The 25,988-nt window shown below is 73.2% G+C and carries 26 protein-coding genes; 3 read left to right on the top strand and 23 right to left on the bottom strand.

Annotated elements, in window-relative coordinates; all coding sequences use genetic code 11:
- The 13 genes from AB0L40_RS12055 to AB0L40_RS12115 all read right to left on the bottom strand — a co-directional run.
- The coding region (locus tag AB0L40_RS12055) for a GAF domain-containing protein (RefSeq protein ID WP_364354120.1) at nt 1-587 on the bottom strand (587 nt) is incomplete at its 3' end.
- The gene (locus AB0L40_RS12060) at nt 584-1,381 is read right to left on the bottom strand and encodes an enoyl-CoA hydratase/isomerase family protein (RefSeq protein ID WP_364354123.1); all 798 of its coding nucleotides are present in this window, start codon (nt 1,379-1,381) and stop codon (nt 584-586) included. The genes AB0L40_RS12055 and AB0L40_RS12060, both read right to left, overlap by 4 nt.
- A complete protein-coding gene (locus AB0L40_RS12065) occupies nt 1,378-2,070 on the bottom strand; it encodes an ABC transporter ATP-binding protein (RefSeq protein WP_364354126.1) in 693 nt (230 codons plus the stop codon). The genes AB0L40_RS12060 and AB0L40_RS12065 overlap by 4 nt, the downstream gene beginning before the upstream one ends.
- Nucleotides 2,067-2,771 (bottom strand): ATP-binding cassette domain-containing protein, encoded by a 705-nt coding sequence (locus AB0L40_RS12070; RefSeq protein WP_364354129.1) that lies wholly within the window; start codon nt 2,769-2,771, stop codon nt 2,067-2,069. The genes AB0L40_RS12065 and AB0L40_RS12070 overlap by 4 nt, the downstream gene beginning before the upstream one ends.
- Entirely contained in the window at nt 2,768-3,856 is a 1,089-nt protein-coding gene (locus AB0L40_RS12075) for a branched-chain amino acid ABC transporter permease (RefSeq protein ID WP_364354132.1), read from the bottom strand. Before AB0L40_RS12075 ends, AB0L40_RS12070 begins: the two co-directional genes overlap by 4 nt.
- Nucleotides 3,853-4,707: a branched-chain amino acid ABC transporter permease gene (locus tag AB0L40_RS12080; protein ID WP_364354135.1), complete on the bottom strand. Its 855-nt coding sequence runs from the start codon at nt 4,705-4,707 to the stop codon at nt 3,853-3,855. The genes AB0L40_RS12075 and AB0L40_RS12080 overlap by 4 nt, the downstream gene beginning before the upstream one ends.
- A gap of 71 nt (nt 4,708-4,778) precedes the next feature.
- Nucleotides 4,779-5,999 carry an ABC transporter substrate-binding protein gene (locus AB0L40_RS12085; RefSeq protein WP_364354138.1) on the bottom strand — a complete coding sequence of 407 codons (1,221 nt, stop codon included), beginning with the start codon at nt 5,997-5,999 and terminating at the stop codon, nt 4,779-4,781.
- Between the two features lie 647 nt (nt 6,000-6,646).
- Nucleotides 6,647-7,444: an enoyl-CoA hydratase-related protein gene (locus AB0L40_RS12090; protein ID WP_364354141.1), complete on the bottom strand. Its 798-nt coding sequence runs from the start codon at nt 7,442-7,444 to the stop codon at nt 6,647-6,649.
- A gap of 106 nt (nt 7,445-7,550) precedes the next feature.
- The gene (locus AB0L40_RS12095; protein WP_364354144.1) at nt 7,551-9,140 is read right to left on the bottom strand and encodes an AMP-binding protein; all 1,590 of its coding nucleotides are present in this window, start codon (nt 9,138-9,140) and stop codon (nt 7,551-7,553) included.
- Between the two features lie 310 nt (nt 9,141-9,450).
- Nucleotides 9,451-10,674, bottom strand: coding sequence for an acetyl-CoA hydrolase/transferase C-terminal domain-containing protein (locus AB0L40_RS12100; protein WP_364354147.1), 1,224 nt, complete (start codon nt 10,672-10,674; stop codon nt 9,451-9,453).
- Between the two features lie 2 nt (nt 10,675-10,676).
- Nucleotides 10,677-11,870: a thiolase family protein gene (locus tag AB0L40_RS12105; protein WP_364354150.1), complete on the bottom strand. Its 1,194-nt coding sequence runs from the start codon at nt 11,868-11,870 to the stop codon at nt 10,677-10,679.
- 44 nt (nt 11,871-11,914) lie between these two features.
- On the bottom strand, nt 11,915-12,649 hold the full coding sequence (locus AB0L40_RS12110; RefSeq protein ID WP_364354153.1) for an SDR family oxidoreductase: 735 nt from the start codon (nt 12,647-12,649) through the stop codon (nt 11,915-11,917).
- The gene (locus AB0L40_RS12115) at nt 12,649-13,824 is read right to left on the bottom strand and encodes an acyl-CoA dehydrogenase family protein (RefSeq protein WP_364354156.1); all 1,176 of its coding nucleotides are present in this window, start codon (nt 13,822-13,824) and stop codon (nt 12,649-12,651) included. Before AB0L40_RS12115 ends, AB0L40_RS12110 begins: the two co-directional genes overlap by 1 nt.
- Nucleotides 13,825-14,142: 318 nt before the next feature.
- Between AB0L40_RS12115 and AB0L40_RS12120 the strand changes: the two genes are divergently transcribed.
- Both AB0L40_RS12120 and AB0L40_RS12125 read left to right on the top strand, forming a co-directional pair.
- Entirely contained in the window at nt 14,143-14,373 is a 231-nt protein-coding gene (locus AB0L40_RS12120; RefSeq protein ID WP_364354159.1) for a type II toxin-antitoxin system prevent-host-death family antitoxin, read from the top strand.
- Nucleotides 14,370-14,759, top strand: coding sequence for a type II toxin-antitoxin system VapC family toxin (locus AB0L40_RS12125; protein ID WP_364354162.1), 390 nt, complete (start codon nt 14,370-14,372; stop codon nt 14,757-14,759). The genes AB0L40_RS12120 and AB0L40_RS12125 overlap by 4 nt, the downstream gene beginning before the upstream one ends.
- A 102-nt stretch (nt 14,760-14,861) precedes the next feature.
- Here the strand turns inward: AB0L40_RS12125 and AB0L40_RS12130 are convergent, their stop codons facing one another.
- The gene (locus AB0L40_RS12130; protein ID WP_364354165.1) at nt 14,862-16,115 is read right to left on the bottom strand and encodes a cytochrome P450; all 1,254 of its coding nucleotides are present in this window, start codon (nt 16,113-16,115) and stop codon (nt 14,862-14,864) included.
- Between the two features lie 93 nt (nt 16,116-16,208).
- On the opposite strand from AB0L40_RS12130, the gene AB0L40_RS12135 reads away from it, so the two are divergent.
- Nucleotides 16,209-17,360, top strand: a complete 1,152-nt coding sequence (locus AB0L40_RS12135) for a LuxR C-terminal-related transcriptional regulator (protein ID WP_364354169.1) — start codon at nt 16,209-16,211, stop codon at nt 17,358-17,360.
- A gap of 78 nt (nt 17,361-17,438) precedes the next feature.
- Here the strand turns inward: AB0L40_RS12135 and AB0L40_RS12140 are convergent, their stop codons facing one another.
- The 9 genes from AB0L40_RS12140 to AB0L40_RS12180 form a co-directional block, all read right to left on the bottom strand.
- Entirely contained in the window at nt 17,439-17,852 is a 414-nt protein-coding gene (locus AB0L40_RS12140; protein WP_364354172.1) for a MaoC/PaaZ C-terminal domain-containing protein, read from the bottom strand.
- Between the two features lie 46 nt (nt 17,853-17,898).
- Nucleotides 17,899-18,354 (bottom strand): MaoC family dehydratase N-terminal domain-containing protein, encoded by a 456-nt coding sequence (locus AB0L40_RS12145; RefSeq protein WP_364354175.1) that lies wholly within the window; start codon nt 18,352-18,354, stop codon nt 17,899-17,901.
- Nucleotides 18,347-19,408: an LLM class flavin-dependent oxidoreductase gene (locus tag AB0L40_RS12150; protein WP_364354178.1), complete on the bottom strand. Its 1,062-nt coding sequence runs from the start codon at nt 19,406-19,408 to the stop codon at nt 18,347-18,349. The genes AB0L40_RS12145 and AB0L40_RS12150 overlap by 8 nt, the downstream gene beginning before the upstream one ends.
- Nucleotides 19,405-20,196 (bottom strand): enoyl-CoA hydratase-related protein, encoded by a 792-nt coding sequence (locus tag AB0L40_RS12155; RefSeq protein ID WP_364354181.1) that lies wholly within the window; start codon nt 20,194-20,196, stop codon nt 19,405-19,407. Before AB0L40_RS12155 ends, AB0L40_RS12150 begins: the two co-directional genes overlap by 4 nt.
- Before the next feature lie 89 nt (nt 20,197-20,285).
- A complete protein-coding gene (locus AB0L40_RS12160; RefSeq protein ID WP_364354184.1) occupies nt 20,286-21,335 on the bottom strand; it encodes an MBL fold metallo-hydrolase in 1,050 nt (349 codons plus the stop codon).
- A gap of 198 nt (nt 21,336-21,533) precedes the next feature.
- Nucleotides 21,534-22,298: a 3-oxoacyl-ACP reductase family protein gene (locus tag AB0L40_RS12165; RefSeq protein WP_364354187.1), complete on the bottom strand. Its 765-nt coding sequence runs from the start codon at nt 22,296-22,298 to the stop codon at nt 21,534-21,536.
- Nucleotides 22,299-22,376: 78 nt separating this feature from the next.
- Entirely contained in the window at nt 22,377-24,008 is a 1,632-nt protein-coding gene (locus AB0L40_RS12170; RefSeq protein ID WP_364354190.1) for an AMP-binding protein, read from the bottom strand.
- A 99-nt stretch (nt 24,009-24,107) separates the two neighbouring features.
- Nucleotides 24,108-24,941, bottom strand: coding sequence for a PaaX family transcriptional regulator C-terminal domain-containing protein (locus tag AB0L40_RS12175; protein WP_364354193.1), 834 nt, complete (start codon nt 24,939-24,941; stop codon nt 24,108-24,110).
- A gap of 91 nt (nt 24,942-25,032) precedes the next feature.
- The gene (locus AB0L40_RS12180) at nt 25,033-25,977 is read right to left on the bottom strand and encodes an acyl-CoA dehydratase activase (RefSeq protein WP_364354195.1); all 945 of its coding nucleotides are present in this window, start codon (nt 25,975-25,977) and stop codon (nt 25,033-25,035) included.
- Between the last annotated feature and the right edge of the window lie 11 nt (nt 25,978-25,988).

Here is a 25,988-nt window from a genome sequence, read left to right on the forward strand (position 1 = left end):
AAGGAAGCGGAGCAGCTCGCCGCGGAGAACCGCCAGAACCTCCTCGAGGCCCGGACGCACGCCGAGGAGCAGCGAGAAGATGCCGATGCCGACGGGGAGGACCATGACGTCGGCGGCGAGCACCGAGGGAGCGCGAAGAGCAGGACGCCCACGACCTCGCCGCCGTGGAGCAGCGGCACCGCGAGCACGGAGCGGACGCCGCGCGTGCGCAAGCCGGTGCCGGCGGTGCGCTCGTCGCCGGCGACGTCCGGGATCACGAGCGGGACGCGCTCCTCGATCAGGACCCGGGTGGCGTCGGCGCCCAGCCCGCGCAGCGACAGCTCCTCGGCCGCCCCCTCGATCGCCGCGGCCGGGTGACCCGTGCGGGCGACGAGGCCGCGGGCCCCGGGCTCCCGCACGTACGCGACGGCCGTCCCGAACCCGAGCCGCTCCGCGCCCCAGCGGGCGACGACGCGCAGGACGTCGTCGACCTCGTCGGCGCGAAGGACCGCCAGGGCGAGGCCCGGCGCGCCGGCGTCGAGTCCGGCGCCGGGCGGCCTCCCGCGGACGCCCGCCGTCCCGCCGCCGGTCGGCCGCTGCCTGCTCACGCGAAGTCCGGCCGGCGGTCGTCGAGGAACGCCGAGAGCCCCTCCCGGGCCTCGCCGCGCTCGAACAGCGCCAGCGCCTCGCGGGCCTCCACCGCCATCCCGTGCGGGAACGAGTCGGAGCCGGCCGCGTCCGCCGCCCGTCGCGCGGCCCGGACCGCGGGCCCGGACGCGCGCGCGATCTGGGCGGCCATCGTCCCGGCCACCGCGATCGCCTCGCCGGCGTCCGCCCGCCGGTCGATCAGGTGCATCTCGTACGCCTCGTCGACGTCGACCGTGCGGCCGGTGACGAGCAGGTCCAGCGCCCGGCCGCGGCCGACGATCCGCGGCAGCCGCTGCGTCCCGCCGCCGACCGGGATGACGCCGAGCCGGACCTGCGGCAGCCCGAGCCGGGAGCCGCGCGCGGCCACCCGGATCGTGCACGCCAGCGCCAGCTCGAGCCCGCCGCCGGTGGCGGTCCCGTCGATCGCGGCGATCGTCGTGGCCTCCAGGCCGTCGAGCCGGTCCAGCAGCTCGCGCTGCGCGTGCATGTAGGACACGAAGCGCGCCGCGCCGCCGTCGACGACGTGCTCGACGTCGCCGCCGAGGACGAAGACGCCGGGCACCGCGGAGCCCACGATCAGCACGCGGCCCTCGCGCGCCTCGAAGACGTCGAGCGCCGCCATGACCTCCTCCATCAGGGGCGGCGTCAGGACGTTGCCCGGCGCCGCGTCGACGCGGAGGACGGCGACCCGGTGCTCGTCGCCGAACGTCAGCTCGACGAGGCGCGGCCCGGGGTCCGTCGGGTCGGTGCTCACAGCGCGATCAGCTCCTGGACCGCGCGGGTCTGGAGGTCCTCCGTCGCGCCCTCGGCGACGACGCGGCCCTTGCCGAGCGCCACGAACCGCGACGCCAGCATCTGCACCATCCGCACGTGCTGCTCGACGAGCACCAGCGCGGTGCCGCTCTCCTGGATGACCTTCAGGGCCTCGATCAGCTCGTCGATGATGACCGGGGCGAGGCCCTCGGTCGGCTCGTCGAGCAGCAGCACCTTCGGATCGGCCATCAGGCCGCGGGCGATCGCGAGCATCTGCTGCTCGCCGCCCGACAGCCGGTCGCCGGGACGGTCCTTGCCGCGGGCGAGGTTCGGGAAGAGCTCGAAGAGCGTCTCCACCGTCCACCGGCCCTTCCGGCCCGACGCGCCGCCGAGCAGGATGTTCTCCGTCACCGTGAGGTTCGGGAAGATCCGCTTCTCCTGCGGCACGAGCGAGACGCCGCGGGCGGCGGGCTCGTGGCCGCGCCTGCCGAGCGGCTTCCCCTCGACGAGGATCTCGCCGGTCACCTGCGGGACGCCGAAGATCGACAGGAGCGTCGTGGTCTTGCCGGCGCCGTTGCGGCCGACGAGGCCGACGGTCTCGCCCGCGTCGACCTTCAGGCTGACGCCGTCCAGGACGAGCGCGCCGTCGTACGACGCGCGGACGTCCTTGAGCTCCAGGAGGGTGCTCATGCCTCGCTCCCCAGGTAGGCCTTGATGACTTCGGGGTGGGCCCGGACGTCCGCCGGGGTCCCGGACGCCAGGACGGCGCCGAGGTTCAGGACGGTGATCTCGTCGCAGACCCGGAACACGCCCTCGACGTCGTGCTCGACGAGCACCACGGCGACGTCGCGGTCCGTGCAGAGCGCGCGGATGTGGTCGAACATCTGCGCGGACTCCTCGACCGACAGGCCGGCGCCCGGCTCGTCGAGCAGCACGACCTGCGGCCGGCCGAGCAGCGCCATCGCGATGTCGACGCGGCGCTGGTGGCCGTAGGCGATCGACGAGCAGACCTCGTCGAGGTACGGCCGGAGCGAGAGCGCGTCGACGATCCCGTCGAGATCGTCCTCGCCGGTCTTCCGCGCGACCATGTCGAGCTGGGTGCGGACGGTCATCGCCCCGAAGACGCTGGTCTTCTGGAACGAGCGGGCCATCCCGTTGCGCCGCCGCCAGGTGACGGAGCGCTTCGTGATGTCCTGGCCGCCGAGCTTCACCGTGCCGGCGGAGAGCTTCCGCCGCCCGGAGAGCGCGTCCATGAACGACGACTTGCCCGCGCCGTTCGGCCCGATGACGCCGTGCAGGATGCCCGGCGCCACGCTGATGTCCACGGAGTCCACCGCGGTCACGGCGCCGTAGCGCAACGTCACGCCGGTGGCCTCGAGTGCGACGGTCATCGTCCCGCTCCCTTCCTGGTGGTGGCGACGCGGGCGCGGACCTTGCGACCGGTGTCGGTGACGAAGCCGACGACCCCGCCGCGGAGGAAGACGACCGCGACCACGAGGGCGATGCCGGTGAACAGCTGCAGGTTGCCGCTGTCGGAGAGCTCGCTCTGCGCGTAGATGTAGAGGACGCCGCCGACGAGCGGCCCGACCAGCGTCGCGAAGCCGCCGACGATCGCCGCGATCAGCGAGTCGCCGGCCGTCACGAAGCTCAGCGTGTCGGGCGAGACGAAGCTCGCCTTCAGCGCGAACAGCGCGCCGGCCAGCGAGGCGATCGCGGAGCTCAGCGTGAACGCGATCAGGCGCGGGACGTAGGTGTTGAAGCCGGAGAAGCGCGCGCGCTCCTCGTTCTCGCGGATCGCCTCGAGGACCCGGCCGAAGCGCGAGCGCCCGACGAGCCAGAGGATCACGAGGACGACGACCAGCGAGACCCAGGCCAGCGGCCAGAAGCTCGCCGCGTTGCCGATCTCGCTCTGCCCGAGCCCGGCGACCTTGTCGTCGGCGCCCCAGGTGACGGCGAGGCCGTCGTAGGCGCCGGTCGTCCCGCGGACCGAGTCCTGCACCACCAGCTGGTGCAGCGCCTGGCCGATCGCGAGCGTGAGGACGAGGAACGAGACGCCCGGCGTGCGGACGACGAACGCGCCGATCACGAGCCCGAGGACCGTGCCGCCGAGGACGGCGAAGACGATCGCCTGCATCGGCGACCAGTCCCACTGCGTCGTGGCGATCGCCAGGCCGTAGGCCGACGCGCCGTAGAACGCGGTGTGGCCGAGCGAGATCAGGCCGCTGCGGTGGGCGAGGAAGCCGATCGACAGCGCGAGGATGCCGAGGACGACGCCGTCGGTGGCGATCCCCATGTTCGTCTCGTCGCTGATGACGTCGGGCACGAACAGCCCGACGATCAGGATCACGACGGCGATGCCGAGGCCGCGGAGGACCGTGCGGCGGTCCAGGCCGCTCTGCACCGGCGCGGGCGCCAGCAGCGCGGACCGGTCGGCCGCGGGGACCTCGCTGGGAACCTGCTCTGCGGTGGTGCTCATGCGACGCGCTTTCCGGCGAGCCCGGAGGGCCGCCATAGGAGGACGGCGATGGCCACGACGTACGGCACGAGGACCGCGACGCTCGGGATCCACACGTTGCCGGCGGTCTGGATCAGGCCGAGGCCCAGGGCGGCGACCATGGCGCCGCCGATCGAGCCGACGCCACCGGCGACGACGACGATCAGGACCATGATCAGGATCGTCTGGCCCATGCCGGGCTGGACGGAGAAGTACGGGGCGGCGAGGACGCCGGCGAGGCCGGCGAGCGCGGCGCCGAGGGCGACGACGACGAGCGACACGCGGTCGACGTTGATGCCGAGGATCAGCGACGTCTCGGTGTCGTGGCTGGCGGCGCGGATGTGCAGGCCGGTGCGGCTCCTGCGCAGCCAGAGCACGAGGCTCACGGCCATCACGATCGCCACGCCGATGATCAGGAGGCGGTACGCCGGGTAGTCCGTGCCGAAGACGTTGGCGGTGCCGTCCAGGGCGCTGGGCGCCTTGACCGGCAGCGTGTCGTCGCCCCAGATCAGGACGATCACGCGCTCGAGGATCAGCGCGACGCCGAACATCACGAGCCCGACCTCGATGTGCGAGCGGTCCTGCAGGCGGCGGAAGACCCCGAGCTCCAGGGCGGCGCCGACGGCGGCGAGGATCATCGGGGCGATGATCAGCGCGGCCCAGAACGACGTGCGCTGCGTGACCTCGTAGGCCAGGTAGGCCCCTAGCATGTAGAGCGAGCCGTGCGCGAAGTTCATCACGCCGCGAAGCCCGTAGATCATCGCCAGGCCCGAGCTGAGGATCATCAGCAGGGCGCCGTAGGCGAGACCGTTGAGGAGTTGTGCGAGGTCCATGAGGAGCCGTCCTTGGGCCGGCCCCCGGCCCCGGCCGGAGCCGGGGTCGGGGGCCTACGCCGCCGGGTGGATCAGAGCTTGCAGCTCGGGTCGGCCGCCGGCTGCGTCTGCGACGCCGGGACGGTGTTGACGACCTTCCAGCCGAGCTTGCCGCCGGTCTTCTCGACCTGACCGAGGTAGGCGTCGCGCTGGATCTGGTGATCACCCGGGCGCATCGTGACGGTGCCGACGATCGTGTCGAACGACAGGCCGTTCAGGGCGTCCTTGACCTTCGCGGGGTCGACGCTCTTCGCCTTCTTGACGGCCTCGAAGAGCGTCTGCGCGCCGATGTAGGCGTCGGCCGTCACGTAGTACGGGTCCGTGCCCTCGGCGGCCTTCCAGGCCTTGACGAACGCGACGTTCTTCGGGTTGTCCAGCTGGTGGACGTAGCCGATGTTGTTGAAGAAGCCGACGACCTTGTCGCCGAGCGCCGGGAACAGCGGCTCGGACACCATGTTGAAGCCGAGCACCGACTTCATCGAGTCGAAGAGCTTGAACTGGGCGCCCTGGTTGACGAAGGCCACGCCGTCGGCGCCGAACTCGATCGCGAACACGCCGTCGGCGCCGCTGCTCTTGATCTTCGAGATGTACGAGCCGAACTCGGTCGTGTTCAGCGGCGCGTACTGGGTCAGGACGACCTCCTTGCCGACCTTCTTCGCCGCAGCGGTGAAGATCTTGGCGGCGGTGCGGCCCGTGGCGTAGTCGACGGCCTGGATGGCCCACTTCTTGGCCGGCAGCTTGTCGAGGGACACCGCGATCATGTTGACGTCCATCTGGGTGTTCTGGACGGTGCGGAACGCGTTGGCGTTGCACTGCGCGCCGGTCAGGGCGTCGTCCTTGCCGAGCGTGTTGAACGACAGCGCGTTCATGCTCGGGAGCTGCTGCTGGAGCGCACCGTTCTCCGGCGAGGTGATGACGCCGGAGATGAAGCGGGCGCCGCCCTGGGTCGCCTTGCGGGCCGCGCGGACGGTGGCCGCCGGGGTGCCGTCGGTCTGCGCGGTGACGATCTCGACCTTGTGGCCGTCGACGCCGCCGTTCTTGTTCGCCTCGTCGGCGGCGAACTTCCAGGCCGTCACGACGTCCTTGCCGAAGACCGCCAGCGGGCCGCCGGACGGCGGGATCAGCGCGATCTTCAGCGGCGCGCCGGCGTCGCTCCCGGAACCGGACGACGATGAATCGTCGCTCGAACCGCAGCCCGTCATCGCCAGGCCCGCCATGACCGGCACGACGGCCGCCAGCAGCTTCTTGTTCATCAGGTCGCTTCCCCTCGTGGGTGCCGGGCGGGGCCGCCCGGCTCGTAGAGGAAGGTCTAACTCGTGTGATCCGCATCACGCATCCCCATTCGGGGGCCACTCGTGCCCCCCAAAGGATGCTCTTGGGGGCCGCCGCGTACCCCCAGGGGGGAATGCATATGACCCCCTGGTGTGTCGACCCGGATGGACGGATGGCGCGGAGACCCCCACAACGGCCGCGGCGTCCGGCGTCGCGCGGCCGGGCGGGACGTGGCACGTGCGGGCGGCGACGGCGACCGAAGGTGCAGGACGAAGGACGAAGAGCGGCCGCAGGCGGAGGACGCGCAGGCCGGGAGGGACGAAGGACGAAGAGCGGCCGCGGGCGGAGGGCGCGCAGGCCGGCCGACGGCGAAGGCCTGGTCCGACGTTCGGGCACACCTTCGTCTCCAGCGTCATGTCTGTGGTGAATGGATCCATTCACCACAGACATGACGCCGCGAAGCGTGGGTCTTCTCGGGGCCGTGACACGTCCGTCGCAGGTCTTCGGGTCGGACCGCCGAGGAATTTCGGGCGCGCATCCGGGCGCGCGTCCGGGCGCCACGACGTCGGGCCCGGGGTCGGGCCGGGGGCCGGGCCCCGGAGGCCGATCGGGTCCCGACCCCGTCCGGCTAGCGGCCCTTCCAGACCGGGTCGCGCTTCTCCTTGAAGGCGGCGACGCCCTCCTGGATGTCCTCCGTCGAGAAGGCGAGCGCGAGCTGGGAGCGCAGATAGTCCCAGGCGTCCTCCAGCGGCATGTCGCCCTGGCGCCAGAGGGCGTCCTTGCCGAGCTTCATCAAGAGCGGGGACTTGACCGCGAGCTTGCCGGCGAGCTCGGCCGTGGCGGCGTCGAGCTCGTCGTGCGGGACGACGCGGTTGACGACGCCGATCCGCTTGGCCTCCTCCGCGTCGAAGCGCTCGCCGAGCAGCATCAGCTCGGTGGCCGTCTTGCGCGGGAGGTTGCGGTAGAGCAGCGCCGCGATCATGAACGGGAAGACGCCGACGTTGATCTCCGGCGTGCCGAAGACGGCCTTGTCCGACGAGATCACGAGGTCGCACGCGAGCGTCAGCCCGAACGCGCCGGCCAGGCAGTGGCCGCCGATCTTCGCGATGACCGGCTTGCCGAGCTGACCGATCAGCGTGAAGAGCTCGGGGAACAGCAGGATCGAGCGGTGCTTCGTCGTCAGCGGGACGTCGCTGGCGAAGCCGCCGAGGTTGCCGCCGGAGCTGAACGTCTTCGGGTGGGTGGACCCGAGGACGACGCAGTGCACGTCCTCGTCGTCCCGGGCCGCGGTGAAGGCGTCGATGATCGACTGCATCAGCTCGTCGGACAGCGCGTTTCGCGTGTCGGGCGTGTCGAGGTCGATCGTGGCGACGCCGCCCTGGGTGGCGTAGGCGACGCCGGCGAACTCGGTGGCGGTGGTGCTCATGCGCGGTCCTTCTTCGGGGTGGGGGCACGGCCCCCGGACGATGGGTCGGCCCGGGGCGCGGTGGCCCCGGTCCGGGGACCGGGGCGTCCGCCCCGGTCGGTGGGCCTCAGGCCCCGGCCTTCGCGACCTCGTGGTCCCAGGCGCCGTCGAAGCCCTCCTTGCGGAGCTCGAACTTCTGCACCCGCTGGGTCGCGGTCTTCGGCAGCGAGTCGCGCACGAGAACGTAGCGCGGGACCATGAAGGCGGCCAGCTGGTCGGCGCAGTGCGCGCGGATCGCGGCGGGGTCGATCGTCACGCCCTCGCGGGGGACGACGACGATCATGACCTCCTCCTCGCCGAGGTCGGACGGGACGCCGACCGCGGCGGACTCGGCGACGTCGTCGTGGAGGTTGGCGGCGCGCTCGACCTCGTAGGAGGAGATGTTCTCGCCGCGCCGGCGGATGACGTCCTTCATGCGGTCGAGGAAGACGAGGTAGCCGTCCTCGTCGCGGCGGCCGCGGTCGCCGGTCAGGAACCAGCCGTCGCGCAGCGCCTTGGCGGTGGCCTCCTCGTTCTTGAGGTAGCCGCGGAAGAGGATGTCGTCCTTGCGGGGCCGCACGACGATCTCGCCCGGCTCGCCGTCCGGGGCAGGCTTGCCGTCGTCGTCCTGGACCTCGACCTCGGCCCAGGACACGGCCTTGCCGAGCTTGCCCGGCTTGATGTCGTCCGGGGGCGATCCGAGGCAGAAGCACGCCGTCTCGGTCAGGCCGTAGATCTCGAGGATGTCGAGGCCGTAGCGGGCCTCGAAGTCGCGCCACAGCTCCTTCGGCGCCGCGCCGCCGACGGCGAGGCGCAGCGTGTTCTCGGCGTCGTTGTCGCGGACGGGCTGCTTGTAGAGCATCGTCAGCATCGCGCCGATGTAGTTGAACACCGTCGCCTGGTGCTGGCGGATCTCGTCGAAGAACCGCGACGCCGAGAAGCGCGGCGAGAGGATCAGCGGGCGCCCGGAGACGATCGAGCCCATCACCGAGAGCATCTGCGCGTTGACGTGGAACAGCGGCAGCGTCGTGTAGAGGACGTCGTCGGTGCCGACGCGCAGGAACTTCTGCGTGAACTCGATGCCGGCGGTCAGGTACGGGCGGTGCCCGTTCATGACGCCCTTCGGCAGGCCGGTCGTGCCCGAGGTGTAGAGGATCGTCGCCAGGCCGGCCGGGTCACCTGCGGCGCCCTTCGCGGGACTGCCGGCAGCGAGGACGTCCGCGGCCGTGAGGCCCTCGGGGCCCTGCACGCCGCGGACGAGTCGGACCTGCGGCCCCGAGTCCGCAGGGACCGCGGCGGCGAGGGTGTCCGCCAGCGGCCCGTCGACGACGACGACCTTCGACTCCGAGTGCTCCAGGATGTACCGCAGGCCCTCGCCCTTCAGGCCCGTGTTCACCGGGACCAGGACGAACCCGCCGACCGCGGCGCCCATCCAGACGTCGAGCAGCTCCAGGGAGTTGGGCAGCACCGTCGCGACGCGGTCGCCCGGCTTCAGGCCCAGGCCCGCGAGCGCGCCGGCGGCCCGCTCGGCCCGGTCGACCATCCCGGCGTACGTCACGTCCGTGCCGTCGAAGTGCACGAACGTGTCGTCCGGGGTCAGCTCCGCCCGGGCGCGCAGGATGTCGGCGACCGTGCCGTTCCCGTCCTCACCGACGTACTTCACCGTGGTCTGGCTCATCGCCGTGTCTCCTCCGCCGTCTTCTGGTCGTGCTGCCGCGGGCCCGGTCCCGTCCCGCCGCCGGCGCGCCGAGGGCGCTCCGGCGTCCGGACCGCCCGGGTCCTCCGCATCCTGCCGTGCCGCGCCACCGTGGGCGCAGGAACGCATGAAGACTCACACCCGCGCGGGGGGCGATCCTCGCCCCATCGGCGGATGATCCTCCCCCGGTCGGCGGTCGGGGGGCCCGGCACCCCGCCCGCGGCGCGGGTCCCGCACGCCCGCCGGGCCTCCCGGGCGTCCCGCCCGACGCCGGCCGGGGTGACGACGGCCCTCACCCGCCGGATCCGGCGCGCTGGAGCTCCTCCGCCCGCTCGGGGCCGGCGATCTGCAGCAGCGCGCGGCGCCGGGCGTCGTCGGTCAGGCCCGCGAGAGAGCGAGCGCCGTGCTCGGTCACGACCCAGTCGACGTCGCTGCGCGACGTCGAGACCGGGCCCTGCAGCGTGGCGACGATCCGCTTGCCCGGGAGCGCGACGATCGGCCGGCCGCCGGTGACCGCCGCGGCGCGGAGGAAGTCGACCTGCCCGCCGACGGCGCCGATCCGCTTCGCGCCGATCGACTCGGCGTTCGCCTGACCCGAGAGGTCGATCTCGACCACGCCGTTGACCGCGACGAGCGGCCCGACGGTCGACAGCCGCGCGGCGTCGTGCGTGCGGGAGACCGGCTCGAAGACGACGTCGTCCCGGCCGTCCAGCGCGTCGAACAGCCGCTGGGTCCCGAGCGCGGCGCCGGTGATCGTGCGACCCGCGTCGGTCGGCTTGCGCGCGTTGGTCACGACGCCGGACTCGATGAGGTCCAGGACGCCGTCGGAGATCATCCCCGAGTGCACGCCGAGGTCGCGGTGGCCGGACAGCGCGCTCATGATCGCCTCGGGCAGCGCACCGACGCCGAGCTGCAGGGTGTCGCCGTCGCGGACGAGCTCCGCGACGTGGGCGGCGATCGCCAGGTCGACCTCGCGCGGGGCGCCGGACGGCGCCTCCAGCAGCGGCCGCGACGTGCGGACGAACGCGTCGATCTCGTCCCAGGCGATCGACGCGCCCGCGGTGCGCGGGCACCGGTCGTTGACCTCCGCGACGATCACGCGGGCGTGCCGGAGGGCGTCGGCGAGGTAGTCCGCACCGACCCCGAGGCTGCAGCGGCCCTCGGCGTCGGGCGGCGAGACCTGGACGAGCGCGACGTCGCCGGGGATCGCCCGCGCGGCGAAGAGCCGCGGCAGCGCCGAGAAGTGGCAGGGGATCGGCCGCAGACCCGGCACCTTGCCGAGCCGCCCGAGCGCGCCGTACGAATAGACCTCGACGTCGTCGGCGATCTGCGGACCGAGGTCGCGCCAGCTCAGGCCGACGAAGGTCCGCAGCGGCGCGAGCTCGGCGGAGCGCGCCAGCAGCCGGTCGACCAGCGGCACCGGCTCGGCGCACGCCTGGCTCCAGACGACGCCGTCCCCGGGCCGGATCGGCCCGAGGTCGGTGCCGTCGGCGGACAGCTCGACCGGGTCGGCCACCCTCAGACCCGCTGGATGATCGTGCCGGTGCCGAGGCCGCCGCCGCAGCACATGGTCACGAGGCCGAGCTCCTGGTCGGTGCGCTCGAGCTCGTGCAGGATCGTCGCGACCAGGCGCGTGCCGGTCTCGCCGACCGGGTGGCCGAGGGCCATGGCGCCGCCGTTGACGTTCGTCTTCGTCAGGTCGGCGTCGAACTCCTTCTGCCAGGCGAGGACGACGGACGCGAACGCCTCGTTGACCTCCATCAGGTCGAAGTCGCCGATCGTCAGGCCCGTGCGGCTCAGCAGCTTGCGGGTCGCGGGGATCGGGCCGGTCAGCATGATGATCGGGTCCACGCCGACGGTCGTCTGGTCGACGACGCGGGCGCGGGGGGCCAGACCGTACTTCTCGGCCGCCGCGCGGCTCACGACGAGCACCGCGGAGGCGCCGTCGGAGAGCTGCGACGAGGTGCCGGCGGTGATCCTGCCGTTCTCCGGGCGGAACGGCGTCTTCAGCTTCGCGAGGCCCTCGCGGTCGGTGCCGGGGCGGATGCCCTGGTCCGTGGCGACGGGGCCGTGCGGGGTCTCGACGACGACGATCTCCTTCGTGAAGCGCCCCTCCTCCGTCGCGAGCTGCGCGCGACGGTGCGACTCGACGGCGAGGTCGTCCATCGCGGCGCGGGAGATCTCCCAGCGGTCGGCGATCAGCTCGGCGCTCTCGCCCTGGCCGACGAACGCGTAGCGGTCCTTCAGCTCCTGCGGCCACGGGTCGCCGTAGAGCTCCTGGATCTTCAGCGGCGAGTTGATCGGGACGTGCCCCATGTGCTCGACGCCGCCGGCGATGACGACGTCGTGGGTGCCCGACGCGACGAGCCCCGCGGCGTACGCGACGGCCGACTGGGCCGATCCGCAGCGCCGGTCGATCGTGATCGCGGGGACCTCGGCGGGGTAGCCCGCCTGCAGCCACGCGTTGCGGGCGATGTTGCGCGACTGCTCACCGAACGGCGCGGTGCAGCCGACGATGATGTCCTCGACGTCGCCCGGGTCGATGCCCGTGCGCTCGATCAGCTCGGTGTAGCAGGCGCCCAGCAGCACGTTGGGGTGCGTGTCGCGGAAGACGCCCTTCTCGGCGTGCGCGCGGCCGATCGCCGTGCGGGTGGCCTCGACGATCAGGGCCTCGCGGCCGTTCTCGAGGAAGGGGGACTTGAGGTCGGCCATCTAGATCGTGCTCCCGACGGTGACGTGCTCGGAGGCGGGGCGCATCAGATGACCGTCCCGCCGTCGACGGCCAGGACCTGGCCGGTGATGTACGCCGCGTCGTCGGAGGCCAGGAACGCGTACGTCCCCGCGACCTCGGCCGGCTCGGCCCAGCGCCCGAGCGGGATCCGCTCGAGCTGCTTCTCCGCGAACTTCGGGTTCGTGCGCACCGTCTCGGTCATCGCCGTCGCGGCCAGCGGGGCCACGGCGTTGGCGGTGATGCCCTTGCGCGCGAGCTCCTTGGCCAGCGACTTCGTCAGGCCGATCAGGCCGGCCTTCGCCGCGGCGTAGTTCGCCTGCCCGATCGTGCCGACGAGGCCGGCGGCCGACGTCGTGTTGAGGATCCGGCCGGTGCCGTCCTCGGGCAGGTGCGGCAGCGCCGCCTGCGTGACGCGGTAGGTGCCGGTGAGGTGGACGTCCAGCACGGACTGGAAGGCCTCCTCCTCCATCTTCTTGAACATCGCGGGGCGGCTGTTGCCGGCGATGTTCACCACGATGTGGATGTGGTCGCCGAGCTTCGCGGCCTCGGCGACGGCGGCCGCGACCTGCGCGGAGTCCGCCACGTCGGCGCCGATGCCGACGGCGCCGTCGAGCGTCGCCGCGACGGCCTTGGCGGCCGCCTCGTCCCGGTCGACGACGGCGACGAGCGCGCCCTCCTCGGCCAGGCGGGTGGCGACGGCGGCGCCGATGCCGGCGCCCGCCCCGGTGACGAGCGCGACGCGCCCCTGCAGGCCGCGCATCAGTAGCTCCGCGGCAGCCCGAGCACGTGCTCGGCGACGTAGTTGAGCACCATCTCCTGCGGCAGTGGCGCGATCTTCAGGAGGCGGGCCTCCTTGTAGTACCGCTCCACGTGGTACTCCCGGGCGTAGCCGAAGCCGCCGTGGGTCTGGATCGCCCGGTCGGCGGCCTCGGTGCCGGCCTCGGAGCAGAGGAACTTCGCGGAGTTCGCGTAGAGCGCCGCGTCCTTCTCGCCCGCGTCGTACGCCCAGGAGGCACGGCGCAGGACGAGCTCGGCGGCGTCCAGGCGCATCTTCGAGTCCGCGAGCGGGAACGCGATGCCCTGGTTCTTGCCGATCGGACGGCCGAAGACGACACGGTCCTTGGCGTAGGCGACGGCCTTCTTCAGCGCGACGCGCCCGAGGCCCAGCGCCTCGGCGGCGATCAGGATGCGCTCGGGGTTCAGGCCGTCGAGCAGGTACTTGAAGCCCTTGCCCTCCTCGCCGACGAGGTCCTCGACCGGGACCTGCAGGTCGTCGATGTAGAGCTCGTTGGAGTCGACGGCCTCGCGGCCCATCTTCGGGATCCCGCGGATCTCGATGTTCGGGCTCTTGACGTCGGTGAGGAAGAGCGACAGGCCGTCGGTCTTCTTCTTCGCGTCCTCGAACTTGGTCGTCCGCGTGAGCAGCAGCACCTTGTCCGAGTTCTGGGCCTTGGAGATCCAGACCTTGCGGCCGTTGACGGTGTAGTGCTTGCCGTCGTCGTTGAGCTTCGCGAAGGTCTTGATCGCGGTGGTGTCGAGGCCCGCGTCGGGCTCCGTGATGCCGAAGCAGACGTGCATCGTGCCGTCGACGATCTTCGGGAGCAGGCGCTCCTTCATCTCCGGCGACCCGTGCTTGATCACGGGGTGCATCCCGAAGATCATCCCGTGGATCGTCGAGGCGCCGTTCATGCCGGCGCCGGAGGCCGCGATCTCCTCCAGGAGGATGGACGCCTCGGTGATGCCGAGGCCCGAGCCGCCCTGCTCCTCCGGCACGCAGATGCCGAGCCACCCGGCGTCCGCGATCGCCTTGTAGAAGTCGAACGGGAACTCGTGCTTGGTGTCGCGCTCGAGCCAGTACTCGTCGTCGAACGCCGCGGTCAGCTCGCGTACGGCCGCGCGGATCGTCTCCTGCTCGTCTGTCAGTCCGAAATCCATGGTCTCTCCGCTCTCCCCACGATGTGAACGATCGTTAGCGCGACTGTATCCGATCGCGCCATGCGGAGGGAAGTACGGCTGAGCCCTCGGGGACGGACGTTGCAGGAACGCACAACGGGGCCCCGCCGTGAACCATCGTTCGCGGTCGGGGACGCGCCGGCCGCGACCGCGGCCGTCGACCGCGACGGACGCTCCCCGGCCCCGGACGCCACGCGCCGAGCACGGGGAGCGGCGAGCACGACACGGTCGGGCCGGGCGTCGACGACGAGAAGACCAGGACCAGTCGACCAACGTCGGTCGACCGGGTACCCTCGTCATATGGACCACGTGAAGGTGCAGTACGCGAAGACGCACCTGTCCGCACTGCTCGCCGCCGTGGAACGCGGGGAGGAGGTCGTGATCGCGCGGGGCGACCAGCCCGTGGCGCGACTCGTCCCCATCGGAGACCGGGCCGACCGCGACCTCGGGTTCGTCGCGTACGCGGTGCCGGAGGACGTCCTCGATCCTCTGCCGGACGACGAGCTGGCCGCCTGGGACGGGAGCGCGTGAGCTACCTCCTCGACACGCACACCCTGCTCTGGGCGCTCACCGATCCCGGCCGCCTCGGGCCCGAGGCCCGCCGGATCATCACGGCGCGCTCGTCGCCGCTCGTCGTCTCGGCCGCCTCGGCCTGGGAGGTCGGGACGAAGCAGCGCCTGGGCAAGCTCCCCCAGGCCGACGCGCTGGTGGGCGCGTACTCACGGCATCTGGACCGCCTGGGCGCCACCCGACTCCCGATCACCGAGGAGCACGCCCTGCTGGCCGGGCGGCTGGACTGGGCGCACCGCGACCCGTTCGATCGCATGCTCGCGGCGCAGGCGATGCTCGAGTCCCTGACGCTCGTGACCGACGACGCGGCGCTCACCGGCCTTCGGGGCCTCGCCGTCGTGTGGTGACCGCGGCGAGCCTCGTCGATGTCGGGGACCGGCCACCGCGACGGTGACCGGGCGGCCGGGCCCGGGGCGATCCGGTCGACGCGTCGACCGGGCCCGATGCCCTCAGGCCGTCGGCGTCCAGGTCGCCGGCAGGCTCTTGATCCCGTGGACGAAGTTCGCCACGAGGAACTCCGGCTCGCCGACGCTGATGTCGGGGATGCGGGTGTGGATCTGCAGGAGCGCCGCGCGCAGCGTCGCCTTCGCGAGGTTCGAGCCGAGGCAGAAGTGCGGGCCGCCGCCGCCGAACCCGAGGTGCCTGTTGGGCGTGCGCAGGATCCGGAACTCGTCCGGCTCGTCGAACACGCTGCCGTCGCGGTTGCCCGAGCAGTACCAGAGGACGACCTTGTCGCCCGCGGCGATCTCCTGTCCGGCGACGACGGTGTCCTCCGTCGCGGTGCGCCGCATGTGCAACAGCGGGGTCGCGTACCGGAGGATCTCGTCGACGGTGCTGTCGAGCCGGCCCTCGAGGTCCTCCATCAGCAGCGCCCGCTGGTCCGGGTTCTGCCGCAGCGCGAGCAGCCCGTGCGACAGCGAGTGGCGCGTCGTGTCGTTCGCCGCGGCGGCGAGCAGCGAGAAGAACGAGCCGATCTCGGCGTCGGTGAGGCGCTCGCCGTCGAACTCGGCCTGGATCACCCACGAGAGGAGGTCGTCGCCCGGGGCGTCGCGGCGCTCCGCCGTCAGCTGGTGCGCGATCTCGTTCAGCCGCATGGCCGCGCCGCCGAAGGCCTCGATCGGGGCGAGGCCACCGAGCTCGTCCGGGTCCGACCAGGACGCCATCATCTCGGCGCAGTGCATGGCCTCGTCGCGCAGGTCGCCGGCCGGCACGCCGAAGAAGTTCGCGAACAGGCGCCCGGGGAGCTGCCGCGCGTAGAGCTTCCCGAAGTCCCCCTCGCCCAGCGGGCCGACCTCGTCCATCAGCTCCGCGGCGACCGTCGTCGCCTCCGCCTCGAGCTTCGCCATGTTGCGGGCCGAGAACGCCTTGACGACGATGCCGCGCAGCTGCGTGTGGCGCGGGGCGTCCTGGACGATGAACGACAGCGACGCGTCGCGGACCTCCTTCGGGAAGTCCTCCATGAAGACGCCCTCGGCGGAGGAGAAGACCTTCGCGTTGCGCGAGACCTTGACGATGTCCTCGTGGCGGAAGACGGACCAGAAGCCGGCCGTGTTCTCGTCCGGCGGCATCAGGACCGACTCGGCCGGAGGCGACCAGCGGACGGGGGCCTGGTCGCGCAGGAGACTGAAGGTCTCGTTGCGCTCCGCCCAGGGCCGGGCCCAGAAGTCGAAGGTGTGGATGTCGGCCGGGATCTGCGTCGCCATGCCCCAAGCTCCCACCACCAGGCGCGCGGGGAGACGTCCCAGTGGGATAGACGCCCTCCCCCCGGGAGGGAGTACGCGCGTATGCTGCACTCCGTGACGCGCGGCACGCTACGGACCGCTGCCCTCCGGCCGCCGGGTGACGGACTGGCCGGGTTGCTCGGGCGCGCCGCCGACCTGGCCCTCGCGCCGGGCGCGGGATTCCCGGACCCGGCCCACGAGCCCGACGACGCGCTGGCCGCCGCCCGGGCGGCGCTGGAGGAGCGGATCGCCGGCAACCCCGGCGCGTGGGGCGCGACGACGCTGCTGTCGGCGATCGAGCTGCTCGCGGAGCTCGACGCCGCCCAGGAGGCGCGCGAGCTCGACGCCCAGCGCAAGCGCATCGCGGACCTGCGGCGGGTCCGGACCGCCGTCGACGCGCTGCGGGATCTGCCCGCCGCCGAGGCCGTCGACCGCGCGCCCGTGGAGCTCGCCGCCGCCTGCGACTTCGGGCGCAGCATGGTCTCGTCGGTCGTCGGGTCGATGTGGCTGCCCGGCCGGCTGCACATCTCGGAGGACAGCGCCGACCACGCCGACGCGTTCCTCGACTTCGTCCGCGGGGCGCGGATCCCGCTGCGCCACACGCTGCTGGAGACCGAGCTCGTCCGCCGCCGGATGCCGGCGCTGGTCGAGGACCCGATCGACGACGGGCGCACGTTCAAGGACATCATCCGCGCGTCGCGCACCGCCGCCTACGTCGTCGCGCCGATCACCGCCCGCGACCGGGTGATCGGGTTCCTGCACGCCGACCGCCTGGAGCGCCGCCGCCGGGTGACGGACGCCGACCTCGACCGCATCGCGGCCTTCGCCTCCGCGTTCGGCCTGCTGCACGAGCAGCAGGTGCTGCGCGAGCGGCTCGGCGTCCAGCGCCGCCGCTTCCGGGGCGCGCTCGCCGAGACCGAGGCGGCGCTCGAGCGGCTCGAGCAGGCCCGCCTGGAGCTCGACGAGTCGCTGGCACCCCCGGGAGACGCTCCGGTCGCCCGCGATCGCGGCCCCAAGGCCCTGCCCCGCATCGCGAGCGTCCTGACCGTCCGCGAGCGCGAGGTCCTCGCGTTGCTGGCCGACGGCCGCACGAACGCCGGGATCGCCCAGGAGCTCGTGATCGCCGAGGGCACCGTGAAGGCCCACGTCAAGAGCATCCTCCGCAAGCTGCGCGTGCCGTCCCGCGCCGCGGCCGTCGCGCGCTACGCGCGGCAGGCGCAGCGCTGAGCGGCGGGCCGTCCGGGCGCGCGACCGGTTCTCCGGTTCGCCCACCCGCACCGGGCGGGCGGACGTGCCGGGGCACGCCTACGCCGCGACGGTGACGCGGCCCTTCACGGCCACGTCGCCCGTCTGCCGGACGGCCTCGAGCTCGATGTCCAGCACGGCCTCGCCGGTCGTCTCGTCGGTCCGGGACGTCTCGGCGCCCCAGCGCAGCGTCAGCTCGTCGCCCGGCCAGACCTTGTCGGCGAAGCGCACGCGGTAGGCGCGCACGGCGGCGATCGGGAAGCGCTCGGTGACCAAGCGGGAGAGCATCCCGGCCTGCATCTGACCCATCGCGAAGACACCGGGGAAGCCCGCCGCCCTCGCGCGCTCCTCGTCGTGGTGCAGGGGGTTGAAGTCGCCGCCGGCGCCGGCGAAGCGGACGATGTCGGTGCGGGTGATCGGCCCCACGGTCAGCGTCGCGGGGTCGACCGCGGCGGTGGTGGTCTCGTCGCTCACGAGGGCCCTCCGGGGATCGGGGTGGTCGCCTGCCGGGTCGCGCGGGTCACGACGCGCCTCCGGTCTCGATCAGGGTCTCGACGTAGGTGACGGCCGGCTCGCCGGCTGCGTCCTCCAGCACGGTCTGCATCGTCACGAAGGTCATCGTGCCGCCGCGGCCGCCCTGCTTCTGCTTGACGGCGGTGACGCGCCGGATGCCCGTCAGGTGGTCGCCCGCCAGCACCGGCCGGTGGTAGCGCCACTCCACCTCGCCGACGACGATGCGGGAGATGTCGAGCCCCAGCGTGCGCACGGCGCCGAGCTGGTCGCGGTGGTGGCCCATGATCACCGCGAGGTTCAGCGGTGCCGGGATCGCCGCGAAGCCCTCGGCCTGTGCGACCGCGGCGTCGCGGTAGCGCGGCGCCGGGTCGTGGATCGCGGTCGCGAGCTCGGCGATCTTGCCGGCCTCGACCGGGAAGGACACCCGGTCGACCTCCGTGCCGACGAGCGTCTCGTCAGGCACGGGCGGCCAGCGTCTTGCCGAGGGCGAGCAGGTTCTCGCGGGTCTCCTGCTCCTCGTCGGGCGCGAGCTTGAAGCTCGGCGGGTAGATGATCAGGTGGTCGAGCAGCCCGTCGTAGCGGCGCAGCTGCTCCGTCACCTCGTCGGTGGTGCCCGACAGCGTCATCGCGTCGACCATCTCGTCGGTCACCGCGGCGAGCATCGCGTCGTGGTCGCCGGCCGCGAAGGCGGCGCGGATCGCGGCGGCCTCGGCGCTGAAGCCGTTGACCTCGAGCACGTAGTCGTACGTCTTCGGCGCGGAGTAGAACGCGAGCTGGCCCTTCGCGCGGCGGCGGGCCTCCTCGGGGTCGTCGTGCACCGAGGTGATGACGACGGTCGAGACCTCGACGTCGTCGGGCGAGCGGTCGCGCTTGGCGGCGCCCTTGGCGATCTCGGGGTGGACGATCTCCTCGAGGTACTTCACCGAGAACAGCGGGTGGCCGAGGAAGCCGTCCGACACGCGGCCGGCCGTCTCCACCATCCGCGGGTTGACGCCCGCGGTCCAGACCGGGATGTCCGTCCGCAGCGGCACGCCGACGTCGGCGGTCGCCTTGAGCTTGAGGTGGTAGAAGCGGCCGTCGTGCGCGACCGGCGCCTCGTGCAGCTTCCACAGCGAGCGCAGGAGCGGGATCAGCTCCTCCAGGCGCGTCGCGGGGCCCGACGGGTCGACGCCGTGCCAGTCCTCCATCATCCGGCGGGTGCCGGTGCCGAGCCCGAGGACGAGGCGGCCGTCGGAGATCTCGTCGAGGTCGCGCGCCTCGGCGGCGAGCACCACCGGCGAGCGGCCGACGGCGTAGGCGATGCCCGAGCCGACGCGGATCGTCGACGTCGCGTGCGCCATCGACGCGAGCGTGATCGTCGCGGAGCGGTTGTAGAACTCCGACGTCCAGGCGGTGCCGAAGCCGTTCTCCTCGGCGATCGCGGCCGACGCGGCGACCGAGCGGACGTTGCCGGCCAGCAGCGAGAGGCCCAGCGTCGGCTGACGCCCGTTCCCGCCCCGCACCCCAACAGCGGTCATCGCCCGAACTCCGGGCGGCGACGCTCGACGAAGGCCTTCAGGCCCTCCTTCGCGTCCCCGTTGGCGAACAGCTCGTTCTCCTCTGCCGCCTCGAACGCGACGCCCTCGGCGATCGGCAGGTCGAACGCGGCGTCGACCGTGCGGACGACGGCCTCCAGCGCGGGGCGCGACATGCGGCTGAGCGTCTTGGCCAGCTCCAGCGCGGTCTCGAGCGGGTCGCCGTCGACGAGCCGGTCGACCAGGCCGATCCGGTGCGCCTCCTCGGCGCCGACCTGGCGGGCGGTGAGCATGATGTCCAGCGCGCGGCCGCGGCCGACGAGGCGCGGCAGGCGCTGCGTGCCGCCGGCGCCGGGGATCAGGCCGAGCTTGACCTCGGGCAGGCCGAACTCGGCCTTCGGGCCCGCGACGCGCAGGGCGCAGGCCATCGCCAGCTCGCAGCCGCCGCCGAGCGCGAGCCCGCCGACCGCCGCGATGGCGATCCGGCTCGGGTCGGCGATGCGGTCCAGCGAGCCGCGCAGGGCGTCGCCGTAGGCCTCGAACGCCTCCTGGTCGGCGGTGACCATGTGCTTGATGTCGGCGCCGGCGGCGAAGAAGCCGTCGAGCTCGGACGCGAACACGAGGACCTTGCCCGGCGCGTCGCGGTCGGCGGCGTCCAGCGCGGCGGTGACGCCCGCGATGATCGGCAGGCCCAGGGCGTTGGCGGGCGGACGGGCCAGCCGGATCACGAAGGCGTGCTCCGTGTCCTCCCAGTGGACGACCTGTTCTGCGGCGGCGGTCTGCTCAGGCATGCGGCGTGCTCCTCGTCTCGTGCGTCGCCGGGCGGAGGCCGTGCGGCGGGGTGTCGGCGGTGTGCAAGGTGGGTCCTCGGGGGCGGCGCTCAGCGCGCCTCGTAGCGGGGCGGGCCGTCGCCGTCGGCGACCAGGGCGTGGCCCTCGTCGACGAGCTGGTCCAGCGCGCCGAGGGTCCCGCAGAGCCCGAAGTACGGGTGCGCGCGGCCGCCGGGGGCGGTGCGCACGCTCAGCTCGTGGCCGGTGCCCGGGCCGTCGCGGCGCAGCTCGGCGAGCAGCGCCTCGGCGGACGCGTCGTGCTCAGCGAGCCGCCGGTCGACGTTGGCGGCGACGTCGGTGATGGCGGCCCCGTGGCCGGTCAGGGCGATCGCGGCGCCGAGCTCGCGCGTGCGACGCAGCGAGTCGCGGAGGTCCAGCAGGGCGCTGCCGCGGCGCGCCACCGTGAACGGCGCGTCGTCGTCGCCGGCCGGGGCCGCGGGGTCGGGCCGCCCGCGGGGGGCGTCGCCGGGGAGCGACGGGCCGATCATCGGGACGGGCGGGTGGCCGGCCAGGAGGTGGTCGCCCACGATCAGGGTCCCGCGGTCGCGGTCGTGGAGGACGAGGTCCGACGGGGAGTGGCCGGGCCGGTGGTGGACGTGCAGCGTCCGGCCCGCGAACGTCAGCGCGTCGCCGTCGGCCACGGTCCTGACCGCCGGGACCTCGGACGCGAAGCCGCGCGTGTCCGGGCGGGCCGCCCACCAGCCGGCGACCGTGGTGGCCGGGACGCCGTTGTGGCGCATCAGGTCGCGGTCGAAGCGCTCCTCGGCCAGCGCAGACGCTGGGCCGCCGGCGAGGTACTCGTCCATGCCGGTGAAGGCCACGACCTCGGCGCCGCTGACCTGCGCCAGCGGGCCGGCGAGGCCCGCGTGGTCCAGGTGCTGGTGCGTCACGACGATCCGGCCGACGTCGGCCAGGCCGTAGCCGTGCTGCGCGAGCAGGCCCCGCAGCTGCAGCAGCCCGGTCCCGGTGTTCGCGCCCGTGTCGACGAGCGTCAGCGGCTCGTCCTCGATCAGCCAGACGTTCACCGCGCCGACGAGGAACGGGGTGTCGATCCGCAGCGGGACGACCCCTTCCGCCCCGGTGACGTCGGTCGCGACCATGGCGCGATGGTAACGATCGCTCACGTGCTGACCGGGGCGTTCACGGGGCGGGACTGGAGGCTTCGACGACGACGCCGGGGACGGATCCCCGGGCGGCGCCGGAGGGCGGCATGGGGCGCGGGGCGGCACCGGCCACGAGGGCCCGTGCCGCGCCACGGACGGACGCGCGGGCGTCCGCCGGTGCGCGCCCGAAGGCCCTCAGGCCATCGTCAGCCCGCCGGAGACCGAGAGGGTCTGGCCGGTGATGTAGCCCGAGGTCTCCTGGGCGAAGAACGACACGGCGGCGGCGATCTCGACCGGCTCGGCGAGGCGCTTGAGCGGGACGGCCTTGACCATCGCGCCGAGGACGGCGTCGCCGTTGCCGGAGGACTCGATGACCTCGCGCAGCATCGGGGTGTCCGTCGGGCCGGGGCAGACCGTGTTGGCGGTGATGCCCTTGCGCGCGACCTCGCGGGCCAGCGTCTTGGTGAAGGCGATGAGCCCGCCCTTGGCGCCGGAGTACGTGGACTCGAGCGAGGAGCCGACGCGGCCGGCGTCGGAGCCGATGTTGATGACGCGGCCCCAGCCGCCCTCGACCATCGCCGGGAGCACGCCGTGGGTGACGCGCAGCGGCCCGAGGTAGTTGATGTCCACGACGCGCTGGCGGAACGCCTCGTCCCCGGCGAGGAACGGCTTGAGCTCGTCCCAGCCCGCGGCGTTGACGAGGATCTCGACGGCGCCGAACTTCGCGGTCGTCGCCTCGATCGCCGCGGTGACCGACGCCGGGTCGGTGACGTCGAGCTGGACGGCGAACGCGGTGCCGCCGGCCTCGGTGATCGCCTGGACGACCTCCTCGGACTGCTCCGTGCGGAGGTCGGCCACGACCACCTTGTGGCCGTCCGCGGCCAGGCCCTCCGCGATCGCGCGCCCGATGCCCCGGGCGCTCCCGGTGACGAACGCCGTCCGACTCTCTCCGTTGCTCATGCCGCCACCCTACACAACCCGTGAACGATCGTTTACGTCCGTCGGCGGCGGGTTGGAGGCTTCGCCAGCCGGGCGCTCCTAGCCGGCCGCCGACGCCGCGCGCGACGGGAGCGGGACGTGCCGGCCCTCCGCCAGCTGCTCCTGCAGGACGAACTTCTGGACCTTGCCCGTCGGGGTCACCGGCAGGTCGTCGACCGCGAACCAGGCGGACGGAACCTTGAAGCTCGCCAGGCGTTCGCGGCACCAGGCGCGCAGCTCGTCCGGGTCCGGCGCGCCCGCGCCCTCGGCCGGCCGCAGGACCGCCGCGACGACCTCGCCCCAGTGCGCGTCGGGCAGGCCGAGCACCGTGACCTGCGAGATCCCGGGATGGCCGAAGAGCACGTCCTCGACCTCGCGGGGGTAGACGTTCTCGCCGCCGCGGATGATCACGTCCTTCAGCCGTCCGGTGATCCGCAGGTAGCCGCGCTCGTCCATCGCGCCGAGGTCGCCGGAGTGCAGCCAGCCGTCGGGGTCGATCGCCGCCGCGGTGTCCTCCGGGCGCCCGTGGTACCCGAGCATCGTCTGGTACCCGCGGACGCAGATCTCGCCCGGCACGCCGACCGGCTGCGTTCCGCCCGTCCCGACGTCGACGACGCGGACCTCGGCGTGCGGGAGCGGCGCGCCGATCGTCTCGGCCTGGTCCTCCGGCGAGTCGGTCAGCGCGGTCTGGCTGATCACGCCGTGCATCTCGGTCTGGCCGAAGACGATCGTGAAGCGACAGCCGAGGTCGGACTTCGCGCGCCGGACGAGGTCGGCCGGGACGACCGCGGCGCCGGACATGACCGTCTGCAGGGTCGAGAGGTCGCGCGTGCGCGCGTCCGGGTGGTCGAGCATCGCGATCAGCATCGTCGGGACGGCGAGCATGATCGTGCCGCCGTAGGTCTCGACGAGCTCGAGCTGCAGCGCGGGGTCGAAGCCCGGCAGCAGGACGTAGGTGCCGCGGTGCGTGTAGGCGCCGAGCTCCGTCAGCGCGCCGCCGCCGATGTGGAACATCGGCATCGAGTTGACCCAGACGACGCCGTCCTCCACGCCCGCGCGCTGTGCGACGAAGCGCGACGCGTTGACGACGCCGCGGTGGTGCAGCAGCGCCGCCTTCGGGAAGCCCGTGGTGCCCGACGTGTACTGGATCTGCGCCGGATCGTCCGGCGAGACGTCCGGCAGCGGCGTGGCGTCGTCGCCCGCGGCGACGAAGGCCTCGAGGTCGCTCAGCGGGATGATCTCGCGCAGCGTCGGCAGCTCGTCGTGGATCGCGGCGATCGCGGCGTCCTTGTCGAAGCCGCGGTACTCCCGGGCCATCACGATCCCGGCGGCCTCGGACTGCGCCAGGACGTGGTTGACCTCGGCCTTGCGCAGGGCGGGGTTGACCGTCACGAGGGTCAGCCCCGCCAGCGCGGCGCCGTACTGGACGATGACCCACTCCGGGCAGTTCGCGGCCCAGATCGCGAGGCGCTCGCCCGGCTCGAACACGCGCAGCAGGGCGCGGGCGGTGCGCTCGCCCTCGGCCAGCAGCTCGGCGTACGTCCAGGTGCGGCGCGCGGCGGGGTCGGGCTGGCCGTCGACGAGGGCCAGGCGGTCGGGGACCTCCTCCGCCGCGCGCCGCAGCACGCCGCCCACGGTGGTCTCCAGGACCTCGACGGAGGTGTCGGCCCGCCAGTGCGACTGGGTCAGCATGTCGGCAAGCTAGACGAGATCGGTGCCGAAGTGGAGATTTATGTCGAATTTCAGTGCGCCACGCTGGGGCGCCCGACAGCCGGAAGGGCGGCAGGCCGATCAGCCCGGCCCGGCAGCCTCGGCGATCTCCCGGAAGCGCGCGCGGGCCGGCGCCGACCACGCGGCGCGGCGGCTGCGGAAGAGCTCCCCGCCCTCGCGGCCGACCCAGTCGGGCAGCAGCGCGACCGGCAGCCGCGGGTCCAGCCGGAGGAAGCGCTGGAGCGCGTTGAGCAGCTCGATGTGCGTGAAGAGCATCTCGTCGCCGGGCGCGGGGTCGACGTCGCCGTAGCGGTCGATCAGGGCGCGGTAGCGGGCGCCGAGCTCCTCGAGGTCCCAGGCGCTGCGGACGATCTCGTCCTCGCTCAGCCCGATCCCGGCGACCGGGCCGACGAACGACAGCGTCGACGCCTCCAGGCCGAGCTCCGCGACGGTCTCGCGCGCCTCGTCGACGGCCTCGGCGTGCGGGCTGAGCCAGACGCCGGGGGTCGGGTTGCCGAGCCCCATCCAGGTCAGCGCGCCGTAGAGCCGCTTGCGCATCGCGCGCTGCTGCTGCGGCACGGTCACGAGCAGGACGAGCCAGCGGCCGTCCCACGGCTCCGGTTCCTCGACGAAGGCCGCCGAGCGCCGCATGCCGTCCTCGATCAGGCGCCGGCCGCGGTCGGCGAGGGTCCAGCGGGCAGAGCGCCCGTGCCGCTCGGCCTCGATCCAGCCGGCGGCCGACCCGCGCGCGATCGCCTGGCGCGCGGCGTGCTCCTCGACGCCCAGCCCGCGCATGACCTCGATCAGCGCGGCGGTCCAGACCGGGCCCTCGTACGGGTACACGAGCTCGCCCAGCACCGTCACGAGCAGCGCCCGGGCGCTGGGCGCCGGGAGGGGCGCTGGTCCGTCGTCCATCCGCGCATTGTCGCGGGCGCGGGGACGGGGCGGCGTGCCGCCACGGCACGCGGTCGACGAGCGCCCGGTACGGCGGTCCCGTGCGGCGGGCTCAGCCTGCCGGCCGCACCAGATCCCGCGTCGCCATCGGCAGGGCCACGCCGGTCACGGTCGCCACGGCGGAGGGGTTCGTCCCGCAGCCCGTCCGGCACGCGGGCCGGTCGTCGCCGGCGATCTCCTCGCCGGGCTCCTGCTCCTCGGCGATGCGGGCCTGGGAGCGGACCTCGTCCAGCGCGAACAGCGCCGCACCGAGGGCGCCGGCCAGCTGCGGCGCGTCGGGGATCCGCAGCGTGATGCCGAGGGCGTCCTCGATGTGGCGGACCGCGGCGACGTTCTTCGCGACGCCGCCGGTCATCACCGCGGGCTCCGCCTTGCCGACCCGGGCGACCATGCCCGAGGTGCGCTTGGCCACCGCGGCATGGACCCCGAAGAGGATGTCCTTCTTGCTCTTCCCCTCGGCCATCAGCGAGACGACCTCGGTCTCGGCGAACGTCGCGCACATGCTGGAGACGACGATCTGCTCCTCCGCCGTGAGCGCCATCGGGCCGAGCTCCTCGATCGGCAGCTCCATCGCGCGGGCGAGGACCTCGAAGAACTTGCCGGTGCCGGCGGCGCACCGGTCGTTCATCGCGAACTGCTTGACCAGGCCCTGGTCGTCGATCGCGATGACCTTGCTGTCCTGCCCGCCGATGTCGATGACGAGGCGGACGTCGGGGTAGAGCTCGACGGCGCCGCGGGCGTGGCAGGTGATCTCGGTGAACGAGCGGTCGGAGACGTCCAGCATCCGCCGGCCGTATCCCGTGGAGACGGTGAACGCCACCTCGGCCTGGGTGATCCCGGCCTGCTCCAGCGCGCCGGCGATCGACGCCTGCGCGCCCTCGGACGACACGGTGCCCTTCTGCGACACGCAGGCCGCGACCTGCGCGCCCTCGCCGTCGAGGATCACGGTCTTGCCGGTGGTCGACCCGAAGTCGACGCCCATCACGTACGTGCTCATCGCTGCTCCCT

The sequence above is a fragment of the Patulibacter sp. NPDC049589 genome, from assembly GCF_040675535.1.
Classification (GTDB): domain Bacteria; phylum Actinomycetota; class Thermoleophilia; order Solirubrobacterales; family Solirubrobacteraceae; genus Patulibacter.